At 39.1% G+C, this 24,215-nt stretch carries 22 protein-coding genes and 1 pseudogene; 21 read left to right on the top strand and 2 right to left on the bottom strand.

Features of this window, described 5'->3' with window-relative positions; translation table 11 throughout:
• Positions 1 to 63: 63 nt before the first annotated feature.
• From ACHZEU_RS22985 to ACHZEU_RS23015, 7 genes are all read left to right on the top strand, one after another.
• The gene (locus tag ACHZEU_RS22985) at positions 64 to 417 is read left to right on the top strand and encodes a phBC6A51 family helix-turn-helix protein (RefSeq protein ID WP_279495450.1); all 354 of its coding nucleotides are present in this window, start codon (positions 64 to 66) and stop codon (positions 415 to 417) included.
• Between the two features lie 409 nt (positions 418 to 826).
• Positions 827 to 1,480, top strand: a complete 654-nt coding sequence (locus tag ACHZEU_RS22990; RefSeq protein ID WP_404804612.1) for a recombinase family protein — start codon at positions 827 to 829, stop codon at positions 1,478 to 1,480.
• A gap of 241 nt (positions 1,481 to 1,721) precedes the next feature.
• A complete protein-coding gene (locus ACHZEU_RS22995) occupies positions 1,722 to 1,988 on the top strand; it encodes a DUF4190 domain-containing protein (protein WP_279495449.1) in 267 nt (88 codons plus the stop codon).
• A gap of 368 nt (positions 1,989 to 2,356) precedes the next feature.
• Positions 2,357 to 2,611: a hypothetical protein gene (locus ACHZEU_RS23000; RefSeq protein ID WP_131521578.1), complete on the top strand. Its 255-nt coding sequence runs from the start codon at positions 2,357 to 2,359 to the stop codon at positions 2,609 to 2,611.
• A 513-nt stretch (positions 2,612 to 3,124) separates the two neighbouring features.
• On the top strand, positions 3,125 to 3,304 hold the full coding sequence (locus ACHZEU_RS23005) for a hypothetical protein (protein ID WP_081010951.1): 180 nt from the start codon (positions 3,125 to 3,127) through the stop codon (positions 3,302 to 3,304).
• A gap of 278 nt (positions 3,305 to 3,582) precedes the next feature.
• Positions 3,583 to 5,154: a DUF342 domain-containing protein gene (locus ACHZEU_RS23010; protein ID WP_404803801.1), complete on the top strand. Its 1,572-nt coding sequence runs from the start codon at positions 3,583 to 3,585 to the stop codon at positions 5,152 to 5,154.
• Positions 5,147 to 5,875, top strand: a complete 729-nt coding sequence (locus ACHZEU_RS23015; RefSeq protein ID WP_279495447.1) for a glycerophosphodiester phosphodiesterase — start codon at positions 5,147 to 5,149, stop codon at positions 5,873 to 5,875. Before ACHZEU_RS23010 ends, ACHZEU_RS23015 begins: the two co-directional genes overlap by 8 nt.
• A 47-nt stretch (positions 5,876 to 5,922) precedes the next feature.
• Here ACHZEU_RS23015 and ACHZEU_RS23020 read toward each other — a convergent pair whose 3' ends face one another.
• Positions 5,923 to 6,159 (bottom strand): DUF2627 domain-containing protein, encoded by a 237-nt coding sequence (locus ACHZEU_RS23020; protein WP_004231186.1) that lies wholly within the window; start codon positions 6,157 to 6,159, stop codon positions 5,923 to 5,925.
• 387 nt (positions 6,160 to 6,546) lie between these two features.
• On the opposite strand from ACHZEU_RS23020, the gene ACHZEU_RS23025 reads away from it, so the two are divergent.
• From ACHZEU_RS23025 to ACHZEU_RS23070, 10 genes and pseudogenes are all read left to right on the top strand, one after another.
• Positions 6,547 to 7,641: a Glu/Leu/Phe/Val dehydrogenase gene (locus tag ACHZEU_RS23025; protein WP_048392303.1), complete on the top strand. Its 1,095-nt coding sequence runs from the start codon at positions 6,547 to 6,549 to the stop codon at positions 7,639 to 7,641.
• 178 nt (positions 7,642 to 7,819) lie between these two features.
• Entirely contained in the window at positions 7,820 to 9,247 is a 1,428-nt protein-coding gene (gene lpdA, locus ACHZEU_RS23030) for a dihydrolipoyl dehydrogenase (protein ID WP_054549169.1), read from the top strand.
• Positions 9,248 to 9,333: 86 nt separating this feature from the next.
• Positions 9,334 to 10,350: a thiamine pyrophosphate-dependent dehydrogenase E1 component subunit alpha gene (locus ACHZEU_RS23035; protein ID WP_048392305.1), complete on the top strand. Its 1,017-nt coding sequence runs from the start codon at positions 9,334 to 9,336 to the stop codon at positions 10,348 to 10,350.
• Complete coding sequence (locus ACHZEU_RS23040) at positions 10,350 to 11,333, top strand: alpha-ketoacid dehydrogenase subunit beta (RefSeq protein ID WP_016993882.1); 984 nt, start codon at positions 10,350 to 10,352, stop codon at positions 11,331 to 11,333. Before ACHZEU_RS23035 ends, ACHZEU_RS23040 begins: the two co-directional genes overlap by 1 nt.
• A 170-nt stretch (positions 11,334 to 11,503) precedes the next feature.
• Entirely contained in the window at positions 11,504 to 12,847 is a 1,344-nt protein-coding gene (locus ACHZEU_RS23045) for a dihydrolipoamide acetyltransferase family protein (protein ID WP_404803802.1), read from the top strand.
• A gap of 133 nt (positions 12,848 to 12,980) precedes the next feature.
• A complete protein-coding gene (locus ACHZEU_RS23050) occupies positions 12,981 to 14,672 on the top strand; it encodes a methylmalonyl-CoA mutase family protein (RefSeq protein ID WP_404803803.1) in 1,692 nt (563 codons plus the stop codon).
• Positions 14,669 to 16,822: pseudogene (gene scpA, locus ACHZEU_RS23055) on the top strand (methylmalonyl-CoA mutase). Before ACHZEU_RS23050 ends, scpA begins: the two are co-directional and overlap by 4 nt.
• Positions 16,822 to 17,919 carry a methylmalonyl Co-A mutase-associated GTPase MeaB gene (gene meaB, locus ACHZEU_RS23060; protein WP_048392309.1) on the top strand — a complete coding sequence of 366 codons (1,098 nt, stop codon included), beginning with the start codon at positions 16,822 to 16,824 and terminating at the stop codon, positions 17,917 to 17,919. The pseudogene scpA and the gene meaB overlap by 1 nt, the downstream one beginning before the upstream one ends.
• A 161-nt stretch (positions 17,920 to 18,080) precedes the next feature.
• On the top strand, positions 18,081 to 18,521 hold the full coding sequence (locus ACHZEU_RS23065; protein WP_404803804.1) for a BrxA/BrxB family bacilliredoxin: 441 nt from the start codon (positions 18,081 to 18,083) through the stop codon (positions 18,519 to 18,521).
• A gap of 152 nt (positions 18,522 to 18,673) precedes the next feature.
• Positions 18,674 to 19,684, top strand: a complete 1,011-nt coding sequence (locus ACHZEU_RS23070) for an aromatic acid exporter family protein (protein ID WP_081010952.1) — start codon at positions 18,674 to 18,676, stop codon at positions 19,682 to 19,684.
• A gap of 22 nt (positions 19,685 to 19,706) precedes the next feature.
• On the opposite strand, the gene prli42 is transcribed toward ACHZEU_RS23070, so the two are convergent.
• A complete protein-coding gene (gene prli42 / locus ACHZEU_RS23075) occupies positions 19,707 to 19,802 on the bottom strand; it encodes a stressosome-associated protein Prli42 (protein WP_009370219.1) in 96 nt (31 codons plus the stop codon).
• 125 nt (positions 19,803 to 19,927) lie between these two features.
• Between prli42 and mce the strand changes: the two genes are divergently transcribed.
• The 4 genes from mce (at position 19,928) to ACHZEU_RS23095 (ending at position 24,204) form a co-directional block, all read left to right on the top strand.
• Complete coding sequence (gene mce, locus ACHZEU_RS23080; protein WP_404803805.1) at positions 19,928 to 20,341, top strand: methylmalonyl-CoA epimerase; 414 nt, start codon at positions 19,928 to 19,930, stop codon at positions 20,339 to 20,341.
• 5 nt (positions 20,342 to 20,346) lie between these two features.
• Positions 20,347 to 21,894, top strand: a complete 1,548-nt coding sequence (locus ACHZEU_RS23085; RefSeq protein ID WP_404803806.1) for an acyl-CoA carboxylase subunit beta — start codon at positions 20,347 to 20,349, stop codon at positions 21,892 to 21,894.
• 106 nt (positions 21,895 to 22,000) lie between these two features.
• Positions 22,001 to 22,954 (top strand): hypothetical protein, encoded by a 954-nt coding sequence (locus tag ACHZEU_RS23090; protein WP_404803807.1) that lies wholly within the window; start codon positions 22,001 to 22,003, stop codon positions 22,952 to 22,954.
• Between the two features lie 134 nt (positions 22,955 to 23,088).
• Positions 23,089 to 24,204 (top strand): M20/M25/M40 family metallo-hydrolase, encoded by a 1,116-nt coding sequence (locus ACHZEU_RS23095; protein ID WP_404803808.1) that lies wholly within the window; start codon positions 23,089 to 23,091, stop codon positions 24,202 to 24,204.
• The last annotated feature ends 11 nt before the right edge of the window (positions 24,205 to 24,215 follow it).

The raw sequence follows: 24,215 nt of genomic DNA on the forward strand, positions 1-24,215 counted from the left end.
GCATCGGCTTTTATAGCGTTGCTTGCCGTTTTTTTTATTTAACGAAAAGAAGGGGGTTAGGAAATGATATACGGAAAACGATTCTATAAACCGTACTTAGTATCAGATACGGAAAAAGCCCGCCTTATGCGCGAGCTAAAGGGACACGAAGCGAAGTTTACTGCGATCGTTCTACTCGCTCAAAATGACGGATATTTGACGCAAGAACAAGTCGCACAATTAGTCGGCGTTAGAAGAATGACGCTGTATCGATGGAGACACTATGACTACGTTTATCAGTACGAGTTAGAACGTCAGTATGACCTTATGAGCGAGCATTATTCGAAAGAGTTTCGCCGGAGCAGTAGACGTAAGCCATCCTCTGAATCGATAATGAGCGATTATGCCAATGTAATGATGATGATGGGTTTAACGTAAAGGTGAAATTACAAATTGCGCAAATCACTATATATGATGCATTTTTAATGTTACATTTTTCAGAGTCAGAGAACGTTTTGGGGGGGCGTAAAATGTCGGGCAGACGCCTTTTGTGGACACGCCCTTAAAACACTTTGGGAAGTCACATTACTTTGTAAAATGCGTTAGTTTTGCGTTACATATAATAGAAGGAACGTGGATTTTGTACGATTTACATAAGTAAGATAACGTAATGTTAACGCAGATTACAGGGGGCAGGAAGTCGGATTGGACGGGGCGGTCTAAAACTCGAGGGGTTCATTACCGTTAGAGTACACTTATCTGGTAACGAAAATGAATGATTACAATCGTTGATATAGCGCTATTCTTAAATTACCGTTTGACTGTTACCGTAATTGTTGGTACGATAATGGTAACAATAACGAGTAAAGGCGGTAATACGATGACAACTTACGGTTATGTACGTGTATCAACAGTTGAGCAGAACGAGGCTCGTCAGTTAGCAACAATGAAGGAGCTAGGAGTTGAGCGTAAGAATGTATACGTCGATAAAGCGTCGGGGAAGGATACGAACCGTCCGCAATATCAAGAGTTACGCAGCATCATACAAAGTGGCGACTTAATCTATATGGACGACTTGGATCGATTAGGGCGCTCGTATGACGATGTAATAGACGAGTGGAAATATATCACGCGGAAGGTAGGCGCGGACATCGTTATATCGTCCAATGCAGAGCTATTCGATAGTAGACGGTTTAAGTCTATGGGTGACATCGGTAAGCTATTAGAGGATCAATTCCTATCAATGTTAGCGTATGTTGCGGAGCAAGAACGTAAGAAGATTAAGCGTCGTCAACGTGAGGGAATTGAAATCGCTAAAGCCAAAGGAAAGTTTAAAGGACGTAAAACGAAGTTAGTTGAAGGCGGAGAAGAAGAAGTCAGACGCAACGCAATCATTAAGGATTATCAAGACGGCGTTTCAATCGCTGATATTCGCAAGACTTACAAAGTTGGAACAGGAACAATTTATCGACTGCTTGAGCGTGAAGGAATAAAACGATAACAAAACGATCAATGAACGAATTAAAACTCGTTTGTTGGTCGTTCTTTTTTTGCGTTAAAACTGCGTGACCCCAAAGGCCTCGATTCTGACAGGCGCTTTCTGCTGATCTGACCTTACATACAATTTTTAATAATTTTGGTAAATCATAGATGATTTTAAAAAATATTGATAAAATTAACAGAGCAGGTGTGTTGAAGAAGTGATTAGATAAGTAAAATCTTATAGTTGAGGGGTGAAAAAAATGGTTGGACAAATTAAAACGAATAGTAAATCTATAATTTCATTAACTCTTGGTATTCTTTCAATCATAGTACCACTTATTGGATTAGTTCTTGGTATTCTCGGAGTAGTTTTATCAAGAATAGCAACAAAGGAAATTGCTAAAAGAAATGAAAATGGTAAAGGTTTAGCAATTTCTGGTTTAATTTGTAATGTAATCGGGATTATCATTCAAACCTTTGCAGTATTGTCTATTATCGCTTTTTATTCATTCACTAGTATTAGTTAGTATCACAGGTTCTTATTTACTAACGGGGTTTTAGCTTAATATTTGGCCTCAGAAAATTTTCGCTATAATTTTTAAAACTCGGGCGGTCAATCGCCAACTACAGTATTCAGCGCTGTCAGACGCATCGAGAATCGTTGAATCGGATAGTTGATTGTCTCGAATCGTCTCAATGGTGTTTTTACGTAGAATTGACACAATATATAATAGGAAATAACTCTAAACGTTATTAATTACTGAAAACGTAATTAACGCAGTAGTGACGCGGTTTCAAGGTGTTTTTGTTCTTGCGTTTTATAATCGTAAGTTGTATAGTTTGATTCGACGTCAAATATAACTCGCTAGCGGTTTTGAAAATGGAGAAAGTGGTAATGAATGAAAAACAAGTGGCAAAAAAATTTGGAATATTACCTATGAAAGTCAGCATGGATGTGGACACGATTAGAATGTATAAACCATGGTTCGCTTTCGAACGTGGTAGGTTGAAATTTTCAGATGTAGAAGTAGAGGCGTATCGAATATACCGAAACACTTATGAGACAACGAGAGATCATCGTTTTGCAATAACGGATTTAATTGAGTTTTTAGAGCGCCATCGAATGGCTGAGTTCCTAGTAGATTTCTAAATAAAGCAATATTTTTGCTTGATATTCCGTTTAATTGACTGTAATATTATCGGTAAATACAAGTCGAGAAAAACTGCGAAGGCTACCGATAGAATATACGGTAAACTTACGTGGTATAACTGTTTTAGACATTAAATTACCGTTTTTACTCTCAACAAATAGCGAATTCATCGCCATGATCGCAGACAAAATTCGTATTGATATGATGGCTAGCTAGTACCGATATATATCATTAACATATACAGCAATTATACTTCGCATAGTATAGCGCCTTTTTAAATCTATAGTTTAAAGGGGCGCTTTTTTTGTTACTTGAACAAATACTGTGGAAATTTCTGTGGCTGACCTTTAACATTGAAATCGTTAAAAGAACGTCAAATCAGCTAAAAAACACGATATATACATGTATAGTGGATTTAACGTCTAAAGATGAAGAGTAAAATCATTTGAGACCTTTCTACAAACTTATAGTAGGTGATTACAATAAAAAGTATAAATTTTCAATTAGAGGGAATGAATTCGCTCGAAATCACACAGATAACAGAAGAGCTATTTGAGGTGCGTTTAGCATTCGATGGTAAAATAAGTATGCAATATATGAATCGACAGCAATTGATACAACTAGGTTCTACTTTCCGAATTGAAAGGAATATCAATACACCGTTAGTTAAAAAGACCTATTTAGACCTATAGTTTAGTGGGAAGCACCCGTGGATACCTGTACTTGGAAGATGATATATTCAAAATAGCCTGATGGAATTACTTTGAATTTATCGGTAATTTTAATAAAAAAACTCAAAAACAAACAATTTATTAGTACTAAATATCTATAATCTTTTAGGGTAAATAAAATATTGTCTTATATTTTAATGATTAAGTGGTACTATTTTCTTTCTCGGTAGTGACAATGGTCTCTAAACAAATGTAAGTGGATTGTATATACTTACATATAGAGGGAAGGAGGAGGTAGCTTGATTCTAGTTCGAAATGAAAACTTCGAAATTTCTGAGGAAAATGGCAAGGTATTTATGCTTACTTTTAGCGCAGGTTTCCCATTAAAAGAATTTGATAGCATCCTACGTAGTCATCCACGACTGAAATTATCTAATTTTTCAATTTTAAAAAATGTGTTATCAACCCAGAATACCAATCCTGTTGAAATTGGACGCTGGCTTCCGAACATTGAAGCAGAAGTGGCACGTGATAAGATGTCAGCCTCTGTTTTTATATATGAAACGCATGATTATATTCAAAATAATAAAGAAAAATTAACACAACAAATCCGAGAAACACTCAATGAAAATGGAATTATACATGGCATATTAGATTTTGATATATTGAAGGCTGAACCAGGAAAAGCATTCTTAATTGCTCAAGGTGAGCAACCTATAGCAGGAATAGATGCACAAATTACATACTTACCTAAACCCGAGAGAAAGCCAGTCATTCGTGAAGACGGTAAAGCGGATTACTATGATATGAATTTTATTTCGGAAATTTCAGAAGGCTCTTGGCTAGGTGAAAAGATTCCTGCTACATTAGGTAAACCAGGGAAAAATGTGCTAGGTCAAGAAGTTGCTGCTGTACCTGGACGAGATTATCCTATCAAATATGATACAAAATCTGCCTATGAAGTGGAAGAAGACGGAAAAATCGTCATTCGCTCGAAAATTGCTGGCGTTTTAGATGATGTCAAAGGCATGATTGGTGTAAACAGGCACCTTCCTATAAATGGTGATGTAGGAGTAGAAACAGGTAACCTTGAATTTAATGGTTCACTTAGTATTAAAGGTACAGTAACTAATGGCTATACAGTTATTGCGACTGGCGATATTTCCATTGAAGGTGCTGAGGGTGTAAGCGGTGCCAAGCTTATTAAATCCATTGAGGGTGATGTATATATTCGTGGGGGCATCTTTGGGCTTGGTTCAACAGTGGTAGAAGCAGGTGGCAATATAGTTGTTAAACATGTAAATGAAGCAAATTTATTTGCAGCTAATAGTATTCATATTGGTTTTTACGCACTAGGTTCACAACTTTCTGCTCATTCAATATATGTGGATGAACGAAAAGGTAAAATTATTGGGGGACGTGCAGTAGCTAAAAATACGATTGTTACGGCCATTTCAGGAAACCGATTAGAGCGTCGAACAGATTTAATAATAGAAAGTATTAATAAGCAGGAAAATAACACCGTGATGCAGGAAAAAGCAGCACAGCTAAAACAATTGCAAACAGAGATTTCAGCACACGAGAATAGCATGAAAAATTTATTACCTTTTCTCAATCAAATGTCCAAAGAACAATCAGCGTCATTTGAGGTAACAAAACAAGCCTTAACTAAATTAAAGGCTGAAGCGATTACATTAGATCGTGAAATAAAACTATTAATGGATGAAATGCGTCATGTAGGGAAAGAAGAGATTATTGTGACAAAAGAGGCGCACCCTGGAACTTATATTCAAATTGGTAGAAAATCATCTTTATTAAGCAAAATGACGAATGGTAAATTCCTACTAGAATTTGGTGAGTTAAATGTCTAAGGCAGCTTTTATCCCTGTTTTTGCACATCGAGGTGCTTCTGCTTATGCATTAGAGAATACCTTTCAAGCTTTTGAAAAGGCATTAGAGCTAGGTGCTGATGGGATTGAACTAGATATTCAATTCTCAAAAGATGGATTACCTGTAGTGTATCATGATCCACAATTATCGAGGTTAGTAGGCACCAATAAATTGGTGAGCGATTGTACGATGGAGGAGCTTCTGCGCTTTAAACTTGGCAAGCCTTGGAGACGTCTATTTTCGTCCTATAAAATGCCAGCGTTTGAGGCAGTTTTAGCATGGGCAAATATACAGCAGATGCCGTTGAATATTGAATTAAAATCAACGATCTTGGACAATAAGAGTGGGCTAATTCATTTTCTTGGAGGCTTGGCTCTGCCAAAAGGTAGTCATTTTTCATCCTTTCACTATGAGCTTTTAGAGATCGTAAAAAAGCATAGACCTGAATTTGAAACGGCCCTTATTGCTACGAAAAAAATAAAATGGGATCTTCTAGCTGATTATAAAGCGGCTGATAGTGTGCATATGCATAAAAGGTACTACAAACCAAGATATTTGGAGGCCTGTGTTACAAGTGAAAAAGCCTGTCGTTTTTATGCTATTGATGGCACGGAACCATTTTTAACTAATCCGCATCCTTCTGTTATTGGTTGGATTACGGATTTTCCTGATAAAGTTATCACATCTCAGCAGCGGATATAAAAAGAGCTATCCAGTAAGTCTTGCATGACTTATTTGGATAGCTTTTTTTATTTTTTTTGGAAGCGTGGTGCTACTTTTCCGTTTTTTCGATCGCGATGCAGTAAAAATCCAGCGAAAAACCCAAAGCCTATGACGAAGAAAATGACACCAACTACAAATTGCAGCCATAAAAATGGGAATGGTGAAATGAGCTTACCAAATAATGTATCACGCATAAATTTAATGCCACCTGCAGCCATAAGACCTGGAATAAGCATTACAATAAATGCAGCTAAACGGGCCATGTATACCCCTCCTTATTCCTATGATTAATTTTACCTGTGGATGGGGGAATGTCAAGGAAGGGTATAAACCAATATAATATTTTTAGCTAAAAACGTGACAGGACAGAAAGTAGCGATTGTAACTGAATGTTTAGAAAATTCTTACTTAAATAAGAATATGTAATAATAGTTGCGAAATTGTGAATTTGTCAGTATTGTAAAAATAAGTGGAGCAATATTATCCATTACTAAACAATTTCTTCTTTAAGTATTAGGGTCTAAACACCTACTACCGAATAGGAGCTCAGAATTTGCTGAGTGAGGACGCTATGAAGATTAGATTGTTAGATAAAACTTGATTGGATGGGCATTTGGGGATGCACTTTCCAAAGCAAAGGGGCGAGTTTCATGGAAATCTTCAAGTATATGGAAAAGTATGATTACGAACAATTGGTATTTTGCCAAGATGAAGCATCAGGGTTAAAAGCGGTTATCGCTATCCATGATACAACACTTGGACCAGCACTAGGTGGAGCACGTATGTGGACGTATGCGTCGGAAGAAAATGCAATTGAAGATGCATTACGTTTAGCACGAGGAATGACTTACAAAAATGCTGCAGCTGGTTTAAACCTTGGCGGTGGAAAAACGGTCATTATTGGTGACCCATTTAAAGATAAAAACGAAGAGATGTTCCGTGCGTTAGGTCGTTTCATTCAAGGATTAAATGGCCGCTATATTACAGCTGAGGATGTAGGTACAACGGTATCAGATATGGATTTAATCCATGAAGAAACAAATTATGTAACAGGAATTTCTCCTGCATTCGGTTCTTCAGGTAACCCATCTCCAGTAACAGCTTATGGTGTTTACCGTGGTATGAAGGCAGCTGCAAAAGAAGCATTCGGTTCAGACTCACTAGAAGGATTAAAAGTTTCTGTACAGGGTCTAGGAAATGTAGCCTACAAGCTTTGCGAGTATTTACATAATGAAGGGGCAAAACTTGTTGTAACAGATATCAATCAGGCAGCTATTGATCGAGTTGTTAATGACTTCGACGCGATTGCAGTGGCACCAGATGAAATCTATGCGCAAGAAGTAGATATCTTCTCACCTTGTGCATTAGGGGCAATTTTAAATGATGAAACAATTCCGCAATTAAAAGCGAAAGTGATTGCTGGATCTGCAAATAACCAATTAAAAGATTCACGTCATGGTGACTACCTACATGAATTAGGTATCGTCTATGCACCAGATTATGTAATCAATGCTGGTGGCGTTATTAATGTTGCGGATGAATTATATGGCTATAATCGTGAACGTGCAATGAAACGCGTTGATGGCATTTATGATAGTATTGAAAAAATCTTTGCTATTTCAAAACGAGATGGCATTCCAACATATGTGGCAGCGAACCGCTTAGCTGAGGAACGTATCGCTCGCGTAGCAAAATCGCGCAGCCAATTTTTAAAAAATGAAAAAAATATTTTACACGGTCGCTAATTTAGACAGTTGATACATGAAGAGAAGTCGCATTGTCGACTTCTTCTATTTTCAACAAAGAAATTAGGGCTTTAATGAAGTAAAGCTAAAGTTTTTCTAAAGCACTGACTGTTAAAAAAATCACTTGGTTATTGTTTAATAGAATCCTTTAGCACTTTTCTCAATAGGGGGAATAAACATGGCTCAAAATTATGATGTTGTCATTTTAGGTGGAGGTACAGGTGGATATGTTGCAGCCATCCGAGCTGCTCAGCTAGGCTTAAAAACAGCCATTGTAGAGCGTGAGCGTTTAGGAGGTACATGCTTGCATAAAGGCTGTATTCCAAGTAAAGCGTTACTCCGAAGTGCCGAAGTATATCGTATGGCTAATAAAACAGCTAGCGAATATGGTGTCGATATTGAAGGTGTAACATTACAATTTGACAAAGTTCAAGCTAGGAAACAAGCAATCGTTGAGCAATTAAGCCAGGGTGTGAATACACTGATGAAAAAAGGCAAAATAGATGTTTATCATGGTACAGGGCGAATTTTGGGTCCATCTATTTTCTCACCTATGCCTGGTACAATATCTGTAGAAATGTCCAATGGCGATGAAAATGAAATGCTTGTGCCTACGAATGTTGTCATTGCAACGGGCTCAAAGCCTCGTGGTATGGCAGGGTTAACGATAGATGGGCAATATGTGCTGAATTCAGACCACGCATTACAGTTAGAAAGTTTACCAAAGTCACTCCTAATCGTTGGTGGTGGTGTTATTGGAATTGAGTGGGCATCTATGCTATGCGATTTTGGTGTATATGTAACAGTAGTAGAATATGGTCCATCCATTTTACCAGCTGAAGATGCGGACATCGTTAAAGAAGTGACGAAACAACTTGAGAAACGAGGCGTTCGTATTGTTACGAATGCTCGCTTAGATACAAATACATTCAAAATTGAAAATGATAACGTTTTCATTTCTGCGCAAGTGAATGAAAAAGAAGAAGTTTTTGAGGCTGATAAACTATTACTTTGTGTAGGACGTGAGGCGAATACGCAAGGTATTGGTCTAGAAAATACAGAGATTGAAGTGGAAAATGGCTTTATTAAAGTGAATGGTTCCTATCAAACGAAAGAGTCTCATATGTATGCCATAGGAGATGTGATTGGTGGCTTACAATTAGCGCATGTTGCTTCTCATGAAGGGCTTTCAGCTATTGAGCATATAGCAACAGGGAAAACCGAGACATTGGATGCACTAAAAGTACCGAAATGTGTTTATTCCTATCCAGAAGTTGCTAGCATTGGATTAACAGAAAGTGCTGCTAAAGAACAAGGATTTTCATTAAAGATTGGTAAATTCCCGTTTAAGGCCATTGGTAAAGCATTAGTAAATGGAGAGACAGAAGGCTTTGTCAAAATTATTGCTGATGAAGAAACAGATGATATTTTGGGTATTCATATGGTAGGGCCTCATGTAACAGATTTAATTGGTGAAGCATCCTTAGCAAAAGTGTTAGATGCAACACCATGGGAAATTAGTCAGGCAATTCATCCACATCCATCCTTAAATGAGGTGTTAGTGGAATCTGCTCTAGCAGTGGATGATCGCGCTATCCATTTTTAATTTTCTGAATTTCATAACTAACATATCCAAATGTGGGGATATAGGATAAGATAGTTATTTCTCTATAATACGAAAGGGGTGTTCGTATGCAAGATGTTCAAATCAAACATGAAGATTTAGGTTTGTCAAATGAAGATGTACTTGCTATGTTCGAAACAATGTTAATGGCCAGAAGACTGGATGAGCGTATGTGGTTGTTAAACCGTTCTGGTAAAATTCCGTTTGTAATTTCCTGTCAAGGTCAAGAGGCGGCACAGGTTGGAGCAGCCTTTGCACTGGATAAAAGTAAGGATTATATTGCACCTTATTATCGTGATATGGGTGTTGTTTTACATTTTGGTATGACACCAAGAGAACTGATGTTATCTGCGTTTGCTAAAGCAGAAGATCCAAACTCTGGGGGTCGTCAAATGCCAGGCCACTTTGGTCAAAAGAAAAATCGTATTTTAACAGGTTCATCTCCTGTTACGACTCAAGTTCCTCACGCAGTGGGCGTTGCACTTGCAGGACGTCTACAAAATGAAGATTTTGTTTCTTTCGTTACGCTTGGTGAAGGTTCATCCAACCAAGGAGACTTCCATGAAGGAGCGAACTTTGCAGGTGTGCATAAGCTACCAGTCATTATTATGGTAGAAAACAATCAATATGCGATTTCTGTGCCAGTAGAGCGTCAACTAGGCTGTGCAAAAGTATCTGATCGTGGGATTGGCTATGGAATGCCAGGAGTGACCGTGGATGGGAAAAATCCGTTACAAGTGTATAAAGTGGTGAAAGAGGCTGCAGATCGTGCACGTAATGGGGAAGGTCCAAGCTTAATCGAAACAGTAACTTATCGTTTAACAGCCCATTCTTCAGATGATGATGACCGTCAATACCGTACGGCTGAAGATATTGCAGAAGGCAAAGCGAAGGATCCAATTGTATTATTTGAAAAGTATTTAATGGATACTGGCGTGATGACTGACGCGATACGTACTGAAATCGAAGAGCGTGTTATGGCAGAAGTAAATGAAGCAACTGATTATGCTGAAGCGGCTCCATATGCACAACCAGAGCATGCACTTAAATATGTTTATGCACCAGTGGACGGAGGTGACATGTAATGGCAGTAATGTCTTATATTGATGCGATTACATTAGCAATGAAAGAAGAGATGGAACGTGACGAACGAGTTTTCATTTTAGGAGAGGACGTTGGTCGTAAAGGTGGTGTATTCAAAGCCACTACTGGGCTATACGATCAATTTGGTGAATACCGCGTGCTTGATACACCGCTTGCAGAAAGTGCAATAGCTGGTGTGGGTATTGGTGCTGCGATGTACGGTATGCGTCCGATTGCTGAAATGCAATTTGCTGATTTTATTATGCCAGCTGTCAATCAAATCGTCTCAGAGGCAGCCAAAATTCGTTACCGTTCTAATAATGACTGGACTTGTCCAATGGTCATCCGCGCACCTTTTGGCGGAGGTATTCACGGGGCACTTTATCATTCACAATCCGTTGAAGCACTTTTTGCTGGTACACCTGGTTTGAAAATTGTCATTCCATCAACACCGTATGATGCAAAAGGCTTATTGAAAGCTGCTATTCGTGATGAAGATCCAGTATTATTTTTCGAACATAAACGTGCCTATCGTTTAATTAAAGGGGAAGTACCACTAGATGATTACACATTGCCAATTGGTAAAGCAGATGTAAAACGTGAAGGAGATGACGTGACAGTCATTACCTATGGTTTAGCAGTCCACTTTGCTTTACAAGCGGCAGAACGCCTAGCTGCGGATGGTATTTCCGCTCATATCCTTGACTTGCGTACAGTTTACCCTCTGGATAAAGAAGCGATTATTGAGGCTGCAAGTAAGACAGGTAAAGTATTGCTTGTCACAGAGGATAATAAAGAAGGTAGTATCATGAGTGAGGTTGCTGCAATTATTGCAGAACATTGTTTATTTGAGCTTGATGCACCAATTCAACGTCTCGCGGGACCTGATGTGCCAGCCATGCCATATGCACCAACGATGGAGAAATATTTTATGATTAATCCTGATAAAGTGGAACGTGCTATGCGAGAACTTGCTGCGTTCTAATAGATTACAACAAGGCTGAATGAAAAAATAAAAGCCTCAGACGGAACAACAGATTTTGACTTTGCACATATGAAAGTCAAAATCTGTCTAAATGCCTGTCTACGTTTAATGTTTTTAGCGCTGCATCAGGTACAATGACGCCTAGGCTTAATTGATGGGAGGAATAAAAGATGTCGGTTCAAAATATTACAATGCCACAGCTCGGCGAAAGTGTAACAGAAGGTACAATTGAAAAATGGCTTGTAAAGCCTGGAGATACAGTTAAAAAGTATGATCCATTAGCAGAGGTTGTTACAGATAAAGTAAATGCTGAAATCCCGTCATCATTTGAAGGGATTATCACGGAGCTTCTTGCGCAAGAAGGTCAGACATTACCAGTTGGAGCAGTCGTTTGCTCGATTGAAATAGCGGGAGAAGGTGAATTACCAGCACCGCCACCTGAAAAAAAATCAACGGTAAGTACGGCTATTTTAAATGCAGGTGTTCAAAAGAAACAGGAGGCACCACAGCAGGTAGCAGCTCCAGTATCTGCACCAAAAGAGGCACGTACGGGTAAAGTACGTTATTCACCAGCTGTTCTTCGACTTGCACAGGAGCATGATATAGCTTTAGACCTTGTAACAGGTACTGGCGAGGGTGGTCGTATTACACGAAAAGACCTGTTAAAGCTAATTGAAACAGGTAATATCCCAACGGCAAATGATGTAGCACAAGCAGCTCCAACCGTTCAAACGACATCAGCACCTACAGCAGCTTCTGCACCACAGCAACAAGTGGAAAAAGCAGCTGCACCTGTACAACCTATTCATCCAGGAGATATCGAAATTCCAGTGACGAAGGTCCGTCGTGCCATTGCGAATAATATGGTGAAAAGTGTACATGAAGCGCCGCATGCTTGGATGATGATGGAAGTGGATGTAACAGATTTAGTGACTTATCGTGATAGCTTAAAGAATGAATTTAAGCAAAAAGAAGGCTTTAATCTTACATATTTCGCCTTCTTTGTAAAAGCGGTTGCTCAAGCTTTAAAAGAATTCCCAATGCTGAATTCGATGTGGGCGGAAGATAAAATCATTCAAAAACATGACATCAATATTTCGATTGCAGTAGCAACGGATGATGCCTTATTTGTACCTGTTATAAAACACGCAGATGAAAAATCCATTAAAGGAATTGCGAAAGAAATCAATGAACTGGCTATCAAAGTTCGTACAGGAAAATTAGCAATGGATGACATTACTGGTGGTACATTTACAGTGAATAATACAGGTGCATTTGGCTCTGTTCAATCAATGGGCATCATCAATTACCCACAAGCAGCGATTCTACAAGTGGAAAGTATTGTAAAAAAACCTGTTGTTTTACCAGGTGGAATGTTTGCTGCACGTGATATTGTGAATTTATGTTTATCATTAGATCATCGTGTGCTTGATGGACTTGTCTGTGGTAAATTCCTAAATAGAGTAAAAGAAATACTCGAAAATACAAATAAATCTTCAACGTCAGTCTACTGATGACTTGTCGGAAACCTGCTGTATAAGGGTTTCCGATTTTTTTTATGCTTTTCGAGTCGCAATTTGTCATGTAGAATAACAAATAGAAACTACTAAGGGGGGAAGCTGATTAAGCGTCCGCATGTCAAACAACATGAAAAATATTGAATTTGAAATACCAGCCTATTCAGACTGGCAAGATGCAGCAATCAAAGCTTTAAAAGGGAAAACATTTGAGTCACTATTCACAAAAACAAATGAAGGTGTTACACTACAGCCGCTTTACACGCAAGAAAGTTTAGTAGCTAAGCTTGGAGAAGAGCTTGATTTACAAGTTGCCACAATCCGTTSCCTACAAAATGATCAAGTATTTCAGGTGGCACAACAAATTCACGCTGATTCAAGCGAAGCTTTTTTTGCACAGCTTGAGGATAGTCTAGCTCGAGGCAATGAAGTTATTACGATTGATAGCCGAGTGAGCTTTGCTTGGACAGAAGAAGTATTGGTCAAATTAGCATCATATTTCTCAGAATATTCGTTTAAAATTACTATTGAAAATTCAAAAGACCCATTATTAGCAGTATTCGACAACATTCCAGTAGATCAACAAGAAGCCATTAAAGGTTACATTATTTCAAAAGACCCTATCACTTTGACTGCATTTCCGAACGTGCGCTCAGTCAGTGCAGACACAACGGTTTATCATAATGAAGGTGCTAACGCTGTACAAGAATTAGCCTATGCACTTGCATTAGCAGCCAAATTTGCAGAACAAGAAGAAAGCTTTGAAGCGTTCTCGAAGAAATTCTTTGTATCATTTGCCATTGATACACAATTCTTTACGGAGATTGCAAAGCTACGTGCTTTTAAAGTACTTTGGAAAGCGTTCTCATCCGCTTATGGCGTAACAGATCATATCAAAATCCCTACTGTTGCTGAAACATCATTAAGAAGCTTTTCTAAATTAGATGTGTATGTAAATTTATTACGCTCTTCAAATGAAGCGCTTTCTGGTTTAATCGGTGGTGCTGATCTCTTTACGGTTCATCCACATGACGTGTTAACAAAACCTACGGATCAATCCATTCGTATCGCTCGTAATGTATCATTAATTTTAAGAGAAGAAACAAATGTCTTAAAAGTAAAAGATCCAGCAGGGGGCTCTTACTTTATCGAGTCGTTAACAGCAGATTTTGTGAAAGAAGCATGGGCACTATTTTTAGACATCCAGGCAGCTGGCGGTATCGATGAATATACAGCCTCTGGCAAGCTTGCAGAAGAAGTGGAAGCATCCTATCAAAAACGCATCWAAGCTGCCCAAACACGTAAGCCAWCAWTAATTGKAAYGAAKATTTWTGCTRATCSAGATGATATTCTTGAANNGGATACWWATYCATTATTTGCTGATWTTAAGCGTATCGCTGCTCCATTTGAGGACTTACGTGCAGACATGACAGCAGCAGATGTAAAAACAGGTATTTTAGCATTAGGATCATTAAAAAGCTCTAAACCACGCGCAGATTTTGTAGCGGGCTTCTTAAACACAGTGGGTCTTGTACCAGAAAAAAGTGAGCCAGTGACAACTGTAGAAGAGGCAGTAGCTTGGCTGAAGGCGACAGAGGCTAAGTATGTAGTGATTGCAGGCAATGATGATGATACAAAAGCATTTGTATCGGCCATTTTAGCTGAAAAACCAGCAAATGTGCTTGTAGATGTAGCGGGCAAATTTAAAGACGAAGAAGAAGCATGGTTAGCAAATGGCTTAAACGGCTTTATTTTCGCAGGACAAAACATCATTGAAAAATTACAGTCCGTGTTTGCGAGCATGAAGGAGGTCCAACGATGAGCAAGCCAAATTTTAATGCAGTAGAAATAGAAAAGGTTTTGACAGCTGAAGCACCTCAAGCGTCTGAAGACAAGTTCATGACAAATGAGGGGATTGAAATTAAAGATATTTACACAAAAGAAGATATTAAAGAGGCTAAACATCTAAATGATGTGGCAGGGATTGCACCCAACACACGTGGACCATACCCTACTATGTATGTAGCACGTCCATGGACGGTTCGGCAATACGCTGGTTTCTCAACTGCTGAAGAATCCAATGCCTTTTACAAACGAAATTTGGCCATGGGACAAAAAGGTCTTTCTGTCGCGTTTGATTTAGCAACACACCGAGGCTATGACTCTGATCATCCACGTGTAACAGGGGACGTAGGAAAAGCTGGGGTTGCGATTGACTCAGTTGAGGATATGAAAATCCTTTTCGATCAAATCCCGTTAGACCAAATGTCAGTTTCAATGACAATGAATGGTGCCGTATTACCCGTCCTTGCATTCTATATTGTAGCAGCAGAAGAACAAGGGGTAACGCCAGATCAATTAGCAGGTACTATTCAAAATGATATTTTAAAAGAATACATGGTGCGTAATACATATATTTACCCACCAGCTATGTCAATGAAAATCATTGCAGATATTTTTGAATATACAGCGAAGTATATGCCAAAATTTAACTCTATTTCAATTTCTGGTTACCATATTCAAGAAGCAGGCGCAACAAATGACATTGAGCTTGCCTATACATTAGCAGATGGCTTGGAGTATGTACGAACAGGATTAAAAGCAGGCATTGATATTGATGCATTTGCACCTCGCTTATCGTTCTTCTGGGCAATTGGTATGAACTATTACATGGAAGTTGCTAAAATGCGTGCAGCACGTCGTATTTGGGCACAAATGATGTCTACGTTTAACCCGAAAAATCCAAAGACATTAGCATTACGTACGCACTCCCAAACATCTGGCTGGTAATTAACTGAGCAAGATCCATTTAACAATGTTGCACGTACTTTAATCGAAGCAAATGCCTCTTCGATGGGACATACGCAATCCCTTCATACAAATGCATTAGATGAAGCGATTGCACTTCCAACAGATTTCTCAGCACGTATCGCGCGTAATACACAGTTATTTTTACAAGAGGAAACAGCGATGACAAAAGTCATTGATCCTTGGGGTGGTTCGTACTACGTAGAGAAATTAACAGAAGAAATTACGAAATCTGCTTGGGCGTTAATCGAAGAAATTGAAGCGCTTGGTGGTATGGCTAAAGCGATTGAAACGGGACTTCCAAAAATGAAGGTTGAGGAAGCTGCAGCAAAACGTCAAGCGAAAATTGATTCTAAAACAGAAACGATTGTTGGCGTGAATAAGTATCGCTTAGCAAAAGAAGAGCCAATCGATATTTTAGATATCGATAATACCATTGTTCGTCAAAAACAAATTGAACGTTTAGAAGCGATGAAGGCAGCTCGTGATGAAGCGGAAGTTCAAAAACATTTAGCTCGCTTAACGAAGGCGGCTCAAGATGGAGAAGAAAACCTGCTAGCGGTAGCAGTGGATGCAGCGCGCGCTCGTGCTTCTTTAGGTGAAATATCTGATGCGATTGAAGCAGTTTCTGGTCGTCATAAAGCGGTYATTCGTTCGATYTCTGGTGTTTACTCTGCAAACTTCTCTGATGAGGAGCAAATTGCGGAAGTGAAACAAATGACAGAAGAATTCCTTGAAAATGAAGGTCGTCGTCCGCGTATTTTAGTTGCTAAAATGGGACAAGATGGACATGACCGTGGTGCAAAGGTTGTCGCAACTGGTTATGCAGATTTAGGCTTTGACGTAGATATTTCTCCATTATTTATGACGCCTGCTGAGGCTGCTCAAATGGCTGTTGAAAATGATGTTCATGTTATTGGTGTGTCTTCACTAGCAGCAGGACATAAAACATTAGTGCCTGAATTGATAGCTGAGCTTGAAAAACTAGGTCGTGAAGATATTATCATTATTGTGGGTGGTGTTATACCAGCACAAGATTATGATTTCCTTTATAATGCTGGTGCAGTAGCCATTTTCGGACCAGGTACAGTGATTCCTGTATCAGCACAAAAAATTATTGAAGAAATCTACAAACGTTTAGGCTATGAGGAAGTGTCTGAATAATGGACAAAAATAAAGGAATGGAAGAAAGTGCGCTATTTGTCATGGACGGAGTAGAGGCGACTCACGACGGGATGCAATATGGTACACCCAAAAAGTTCCGAAAGAAAAAGGCAGACACTCTAAATGTAGGAGAGCTTGCACAACAAGTACGTGCGGGCTCTCGCACACATTTATCAAAAGCCATTACCCTCATTGAAAGTTCAAACGCTACCCATAAAGTACAGGCACAAGAACTATTGCAGGAGCTTCTTCCACATACAGGCAATAGTATCCGAATTGGCATAACAGGTGTGCCTGGGGCAGGAAAAAGCTCATTCATAGAGGCTTTCGGTACTATGCTTTGTGATATGGGGAAACGAGTTGCTGTTCTTGCCATTGATCCAAGTTCTTCTCTATCGGGAGGAAGTATACTTGGCGATAAAACGCGTATGGAAGAGCTCGTTAAGAAGCCTAGTGCATTTGTGCGTCCATCGCCATCGGCAGGTACCCTAGGGGGTGTTCACAAAAAGACACGAGAAACCATGTTAGTTTGTGAGGCAGCAGGCTATGATGTGATTTTAATTGAAACAGTTGGTGTTGGACAAAGTGAAACCTATGTCCGTGGCATGGTTGACTTCTTCCTGCTTCTTGTTTTAACAGGAGCGGGGGATGAATTGCAGGGCATGAAAAAAGGCATTATGGAATTAGCAGATGCAATTGTCGTGCATAAGGCGGATGGTGATAATGTACGTCTAGCTAAAAAAACGGTTGCAGAGTACAAACAAATTTTGCACTTTTTACAGCCTGCTACACCTGGTTGGATGTCAACTGCCATGCCTGTTAGTTCACTAGAAAATCGAGGACTTGATAAGGTTTGGGAAACAATTGGGGAATTCAAGCAAATCGTAGAAGCAAATCACTATTGGGCTACCCGACGCCAGCAACAAACAAAAGAGTGGTTCCAATCGATGATTACCGATCATTTAATAGATCTCTTTTATGGAAACCCGCAACGTAAAGCACAAGTACAACAGCTTGAACGTCAAATTTTAAGTGGACAGTTGACAGTTACACAAGGTGTGGATCGTTTATTTAGCGAGGAGCAGGAAGACAAGTAAACGAGTCTTATTGAAATCGTAGTAATTTCAACTGAAATGTGTTGAGCAAGTAGGTGCACAAATTGCTTGCAAACTGCTATGATAAGAGATGGATAAGCGTCAAAAACCTACTATCTGAAATATAACTAAATTGGCGCGAACTTGAAAGGAGCTATCGCTATATGAATATGGATTACGATTTATTTATGCAGGAAATTTTAAAAACAGCACGTGCTGAAATTGAGGCAGCTGGTTATGAACAATTAACAACACCAGAAGCTGTAGAAGAGGCGTTTGCTCGTCCAGGTACAACATTAGTAATGGTGAACTCAGTGTGTGGTTGKGCGGGTGGTATCGCTCGTCCAGCAGCAGCACAATGCGTTCATTATGATAAACGTCCAGACCATTTAGTAACAGTGTTCTCATTACAACACAAAGAGGCAACTGCAGCAGCGCGTTACCATTTTGGAGAAGATCATCTACCTTCATCACCATCATTCGTTTTATTAAAAGACGGACAAGTTGTCGCAGAAGTGGGACGCTATGAAATTGAAGGGCATGACCCAATGTCAGTTGTGACAAATTTACAAGCAAACTTTGAAGAATATTGTGACGAACTTTAAGTCTATTCTTGCATAAGAAAAATCATTTTCAATCAAGTAGAAAAGCCTCATAGATCATGCTATCTATGTAGGCTTCCTACTGATCCTCATGTATAGGTAGTTTCATTATTATTAAAATTTTTGTAATATTGGCTAAATAATTAGCTGAATGAGTGAAGAGTACTAAAGGATGGGAGGCAGTCGGCCTGAAGAAGTTTTCAATCGGCTATCGAACTTTAAAAACAGCAATTGGTGCGGCCATCGCTATTGCCATTGCACAGTATTTTGATTTAGCCTCATATGCATCTGCTGGTATTCTAACCATATTATGTGTGCAACCAACAAAAAAGAAATCCATTTATGCAGCCTATACACGATTGGTTGCAAGTATTGTAGCAATGCTTTTTGCCTTTGTAAGCTTTGAGTTATTTGCTTATCATCCACTTACACTAGCAGGCATGCTTATACTCTTTATTCCTACTATTGTATCTTTAAAGGTTGCGGATGGATTTATCTCCAGTGTCGTGATTATTATGCATATTTACGCTGCTGAAGGTTATTCATTAACACTTGTTTATAATGAATTAGCGTTGATGGCTATCGGTTATGGAACAGGGATTGCCATTAATATGTATATGCCAGACATTCAAAAGGAATTAAATTACTACAGAGTCAAAATAGAGGAGCTATATAGTAAGATTTTTTTAGAAATTGCCAGCTATTTACGGCAAGGAGATACGTTGTGGAACGGCCAAGAAATTATCGATGCAATCAAAGCACTAGAAGAGGCAAAATCATTAGCGTTTAAAGATGTTCAAAACCATTTTACAAGACGTAAAAATGATTACTATGTATATTTCGATATGCGAGAGCAGCAGCTAGAAATTATCGAAAGAGTGCTACCAAAAGTGACGACATTACCTGTTATAGTACAAGAGGCTGAAATTGTGGCAGATTTTTTACAAGACCTAGGTGAGCATGTTCATTCGGGGAATACGGCTAGTCAGTACCGCGAAAAGCTCGAACATGTTAAGCGCGATTTTTCTCAGCTTCCTTTACCACAAAGCCATGAGCAATTTATCGCTCAGGCAGCCTTGTATCAGTTTATAGAGGAAATGGACAGGTATTTAGAAATAAAGCAGTCATTTAAAGGGTTAAAGGCTAAAAAAGAGCGCCCACAGTAGTGTGGACGCCTCGTGCKTTGCCTTAAATTATCATAGATAATCCGAATGCTAGAGATGAGATTAGCATAATTGCGATCATACTATAAATAACGACTTTTTGAAATTTTTTATTACTCATATTCTCGTTCGCTCCTTCTTTTCTTATAAATAGTTTAGCAAATCTGAAAAATTTCTCAAGTAGTAGAGTTTTGACAAAAAAGTCTGTAAAATAGAGTATGTACCATAACAGAAGGAGATGTCACCATGGAGAAAGTAGACCATATTGGGATTGCAGTGCGCGATCTTGATGAACGCATTACATATTATACAGAAACTTTGGGCTTAAAGTTGATGAAAGTGGAAGAAGTAGAGTCTCAAGAGGTTCGTGTGGCATTTATCGATGCAGGGAACGTGAAAATCGAGCTATTAGAACCAATGAGTGATAAAAGTGCCATCCATGGTTTTATTGAAAAACGTGGAGAAGGAATTCATCATGTTGCGTTTGGTGTGACGGGAATTCGTGAACGAATGGCAGAGCTTCGTGAAAAAGGTGTACGTCTCTTATCCGAAGAGCCAGGGCCAGGTGCTGGAGGGGCAGAGGTTGCGTTTATGCATCCTAAATCCTCATTTGGGGTGTTATATGAATTATGTGATAAAAGTGGAAAAGGGGATAAGTGATTAGTATGGATATGTTCGACAAAATCAATGACTTGTATGACCGTAAAACGGTAATTGAACTTGGTGGTGGCTATGATCGCATCGATAAGCAGCATGAGAAGGGGAAACTTACTGCTCGTGAGCGTATAGACTTGTTGCTAGACGAAGGTACATTTTTCGAAATCAACCCATTTATTACACATCGTACAGTAGACTTCGGCATGGAAAAAATGGAGGGACCTGGTGATGGTGTCGTAACTGGATTCGGTAAAATTAACGGACGTCCAGTATACTTATTCTCTCAAGATTTCACAGTGTTTGGTGGGGCGCTTGGTGAAATGCATGCGAAAAAAATGGCAACAGTGATGGATCTAGCTGCTAAAAATGGTACACCATTTATCGGCATCAATGACTCAGGCGGTGCACGTATTCAAGAGGGTGTTCTTTCATTAGATGGCTATGGTCATATCTTCTACCGAAATGCCATTTATTCTGGTGTGATTCCACAAATCTCTGTGATTATGGGACCTTGTGCTGGTGGAGCTGTTTATTCTCCAGCTATTACTGACTTTATTCTAATGGTGGATAAGACATCTCAAATGTTCATTACAGGACCTAAAGTAATCGAAACGGTAACAGGAGAGAAAATTTCTGCTGAAGATTTAGGTGGTTCGAAAGTAAATAATGCGGTCAGTGGGAATGCTCATTTCCGTGCTCCTTCTGAAGAGGCAGCGATTGATGAAATTAAAAAACTATTAAGCTACTTACCACAAAACAATAAAGAAAAGGCACCTCGTCAAGCTAGACCTGAAGGGGATGACTACCGTCCAGAAATCGTAGATACAGTACCAATCGAAACAACACGTCCATATGATGTACGTAAAGTTGTTGAGCAAGTAGTGGATGAAGGTTCGTTCATGGAAGTACATGCAGAGTTTGCTAAAAACGTAGTAGTCGGTTTTGCACGTATTGCTGGCGAATCAGTTGGACTTGTTTGTAACCAACCAAAAGTTCTTGCTGGTGGCTTAGATATCGATTCTTCTGATAAAGCTGCTCGTTTCATTCGTACTTGTGATGCATACAATATCCCAATCATCACATTTGAAGACGTTTCTGGCTTCTTCCYAGGTGTTAAACAAKAACATGGTGGTATTATTCGTCATGGTGCGAAAATTCTTTATGCTTATTCAGAAGCGACTGTTCCAAAAATTACAGTGATTTTACGAAAAGMTTATGKAGGCGCTTACGTTGCCTTAAACTCTAAATCAATTGGTGCTGACCTTGTATTTGCATGGCCAAATGCTGAAATCGCTGTTATGGGTGCTGCTGGCGCAGCTAACATCATTTTTGCCCGTGAAATTGCAAAATCAGATGACCCAGAAGCAACTCGTGCAGCAAAAATCGAAGAATATAAAGAGAAATTTGCTAACCCATATGTTGCAGCATCTCGCGGTATGGTAGACGACGTAATCGATCCACGAGATACACGTATCAAGCTGATTCAAGGACTTGATATGCTGTCAAACAAACATGAAACACGTCCAGAGAAAAAGCACGGTAATATTCCTCTATAATAGTCATACAAGCCTAGCAGCTCAAAAGTTGCTAGGTTTTTCATTGCCAAAAAGTGAAACATTTTTGTTTGTCATCCGTACTGATAGATATGAGGAGTTGAGATGAATGGAATGGCAGCAATTACAAACAGAGCAAGAAAAGATTCATGCACAACTTAGAAAAGCATCTAGATTAAACGAACAAAATCAGTTAATTGATGGGCAAATTAAACATACACAACAGGAAATAGACACTCATACAGCAGCACTCCACCAAATTCGATCCAAACTTGATAAATTGGATGGTTTCTCGTTTATGAATATGATTCGTACATGGACAGGGCAACAAGATGAACTGAGGGCAGAAAAAATTGATAAGGCGGCAGTACTTGAATTAAAGCTGAATGAAGCAAAGAAAATGCAAAATGATTTAGCAGAGGACAACGTGCAAGTGATGAATCAGCTTGCCCAGATTGATGAAAATGCGCTACAGCAATCACTTCAACAGGTCTACCTTAAAAAGAAGAAGTATTTACAGATTCATGATGCTGCCCAAGCAGAAAGGCTAGAGCATTTAGCACATGAGGAAATGCTAACAAAGCAGCTCATTAGAGAAATTAAAGAGGTGGAGGAAGCGGGAGAAGTAGCTCTTACAAGGCTAGGGCAAGCAGCAGCTTCATTACATTCGGCCAATGGATATTCCACATGGGATACATTTTTTGGCGGTGGGCTGATTGCTACGCACTTAAAGCATGATGCACTCGATCAGTCTGAAAACTATTTACATAGTGCTCAAATTGCGTTACAAAGGTTTCATAATGAATTATTAGATGTTCATGAAATGTCTACGAAATCGCTGCATATTGAAACAGATGGGTTTGTTAAGTTTGCTGATTACTTTTTTGATGATATTTTTTCAGCATGGTCTGTTCATTCTAAAATCTCGACAGCAAGGGAACAGGTCTCACGTGTTCAAGATGATGTACATAATACGATTTGGCGCTTACAGGATAAACATAATAAAGCTGTMAACTACYWACAATCATTAGAAAAAGAAAAAGAGCTTATTTTCAATGACTAGGGAAAGTCTGAGATTTTTCTCAGACTTTTTATTTTGGTATTATTGTTCAATGATTTCAACTCTTCTGACGTTGTGCTAAAATGATACATATACTATAACGTGGAAATACACGTAAACTAAGGGAGTTTTACAACATGACAAGTCGTTTAGTAGAAGAGTTTTTTGAGCTCGTACAAATTGATTCCGAAACAAAACATGAACAACTAATAGCACCAATTCTTGTAGATAAGTTAACTGCACTTGGATTTTCAGTGATTCAAGACGATGCACATACGCGTAATGGACATGGGGCAGGTAATATTATTGCCACATTAAAAGGCACACTGGATGTAGAGCCAATCTATTTCACTTCTCATATGGATACTGTCGTTCCAGGAAAAGGCATTAAACCGTCTTTGCGTGAGGATGGCTATATCGTATCAGATGGTACGACGATTTTAGGTGCCGATGATAAAGCAGGACTAGCTGCTCTATTTGAGATGGTCAAACGTTTGAAAGAGCAAAATATTGCACATGGCGATATTGAATTTATTATTACGGCTGGTGAAGAAAGTGGCCTTGTTGGCGCTAAAGAGTTAGATCCAGCTAACATTAAAGCAAAATATGGATTTGCGGTTGATAGCGATGGCAAAGTTGGTGGTATCGTGACAGCAGCACCATTCCAAGCGAAAATTTTTACAAAGATTATTGGAAAAACGGCACATGCAGGGGTTGCTCCTGAAAAGGGCATTTCTGCCATAACAGTCGCATCAAAATGCATTGCTCAAATGAAACTAGGTCGTTTAGATGAAGAAACGACAGCGAATATTGGGCGTTTTGAAGGTGGACAAGCGACGAATATTGTTTGTGACGAAGTGACAATCCTTGCAGAAGCACGCTCTATAGACAAAGCTAAAKTGGATGCGCAAACAAAGCATATGMAAGATACGTKTGAACAAGTAGCTGCTTCTTTAGGCGCACGTGCAGAGGTAGAAGTGAAGCTGATGTATCCAGGCTTCCGTGTAACGGAATCGGATAAAGTAGTTCAGGTAGCTATGGCAGCTGCACGCAATATTGATCGTACACCGACACTAGGCATTTCTGGTGGAGGCTCAGATGCAAACGTCATCGCAGGCTTTGGTATTCCTACAGTTAATTTATCTGTTGGATACGAGGATATCCATACAACAAATGAAAAAATACCAGTAGAAGAACTTGAAAAATTAGCAGATTTACTAGTAGAAATCGTCAAAGAATCGGCGAAAAACTAACAGTCGAATAA

Origin of the sequence: Lysinibacillus sp. S1 (genome assembly GCF_044986265.1) — a bacterium.
In the GTDB taxonomy this organism is placed as follows: Bacteria; Bacillota; Bacilli; order Bacillales_A; family Planococcaceae; genus Lysinibacillus; species Lysinibacillus capsici.

Bases quoted from the DNA above. Each gene is read 5' to 3' on its own strand.
- ACHZEU_RS23005 (WP_081010951.1), top strand. From the start codon at position 3,125: ATGAATTCGCTCGAAATCACACAGATAACAGAAGAGCTATTTGAGGTG.
- lpdA (WP_054549169.1), top strand. From the start codon at position 7,820: ATGGCTCAAAATTATGATGTTGTCATTTTAGGTGGAGGTACAGGTGGA.
- prli42 (WP_009370219.1), bottom strand. From the start codon at position 19,802: ATGAGTAATAAAAAATTTCAAAAAGTCGTTATTTATAGTATGATCGCA.
- ACHZEU_RS22990 (WP_404804612.1), top strand. From the start codon at position 827: ATGGTAACAATAACGAGTAAAGGCGGTAATACGATGACAACTTACGGT.
- ACHZEU_RS23040 (WP_016993882.1), top strand. From the start codon at position 10,350: ATGGCAGTAATGTCTTATATTGATGCGATTACATTAGCAATGAAAGAA.
- ACHZEU_RS23015 (WP_279495447.1), top strand. From the start codon at position 5,147: ATGTCTAAGGCAGCTTTTATCCCTGTTTTTGCACATCGAGGTGCTTCT.
- ACHZEU_RS23025 (WP_048392303.1), top strand. From the start codon at position 6,547: ATGGAAATCTTCAAGTATATGGAAAAGTATGATTACGAACAATTGGTA.
- ACHZEU_RS22985 (WP_279495450.1), top strand. From the start codon at position 64: ATGATATACGGAAAACGATTCTATAAACCGTACTTAGTATCAGATACG.
- ACHZEU_RS23045 (WP_404803802.1), top strand. From the start codon at position 11,504: ATGTCGGTTCAAAATATTACAATGCCACAGCTCGGCGAAAGTGTAACA.
- ACHZEU_RS23000 (WP_131521578.1), top strand. From the start codon at position 2,357: ATGAATGAAAAACAAGTGGCAAAAAAATTTGGAATATTACCTATGAAA.
- meaB (WP_048392309.1), top strand. From the start codon at position 16,822: ATGGACAAAAATAAAGGAATGGAAGAAAGTGCGCTATTTGTCATGGAC.
- ACHZEU_RS23035 (WP_048392305.1), top strand. From the start codon at position 9,334: ATGCAAGATGTTCAAATCAAACATGAAGATTTAGGTTTGTCAAATGAA.
- mce (WP_404803805.1), top strand. From the start codon at position 19,928: ATGGAGAAAGTAGACCATATTGGGATTGCAGTGCGCGATCTTGATGAA.
- ACHZEU_RS23020 (WP_004231186.1), bottom strand. From the start codon at position 6,159: ATGGCCCGTTTAGCTGCATTTATTGTAATGCTTATTCCAGGTCTTATG.
- ACHZEU_RS22995 (WP_279495449.1), top strand. From the start codon at position 1,722: ATGGTTGGACAAATTAAAACGAATAGTAAATCTATAATTTCATTAACT.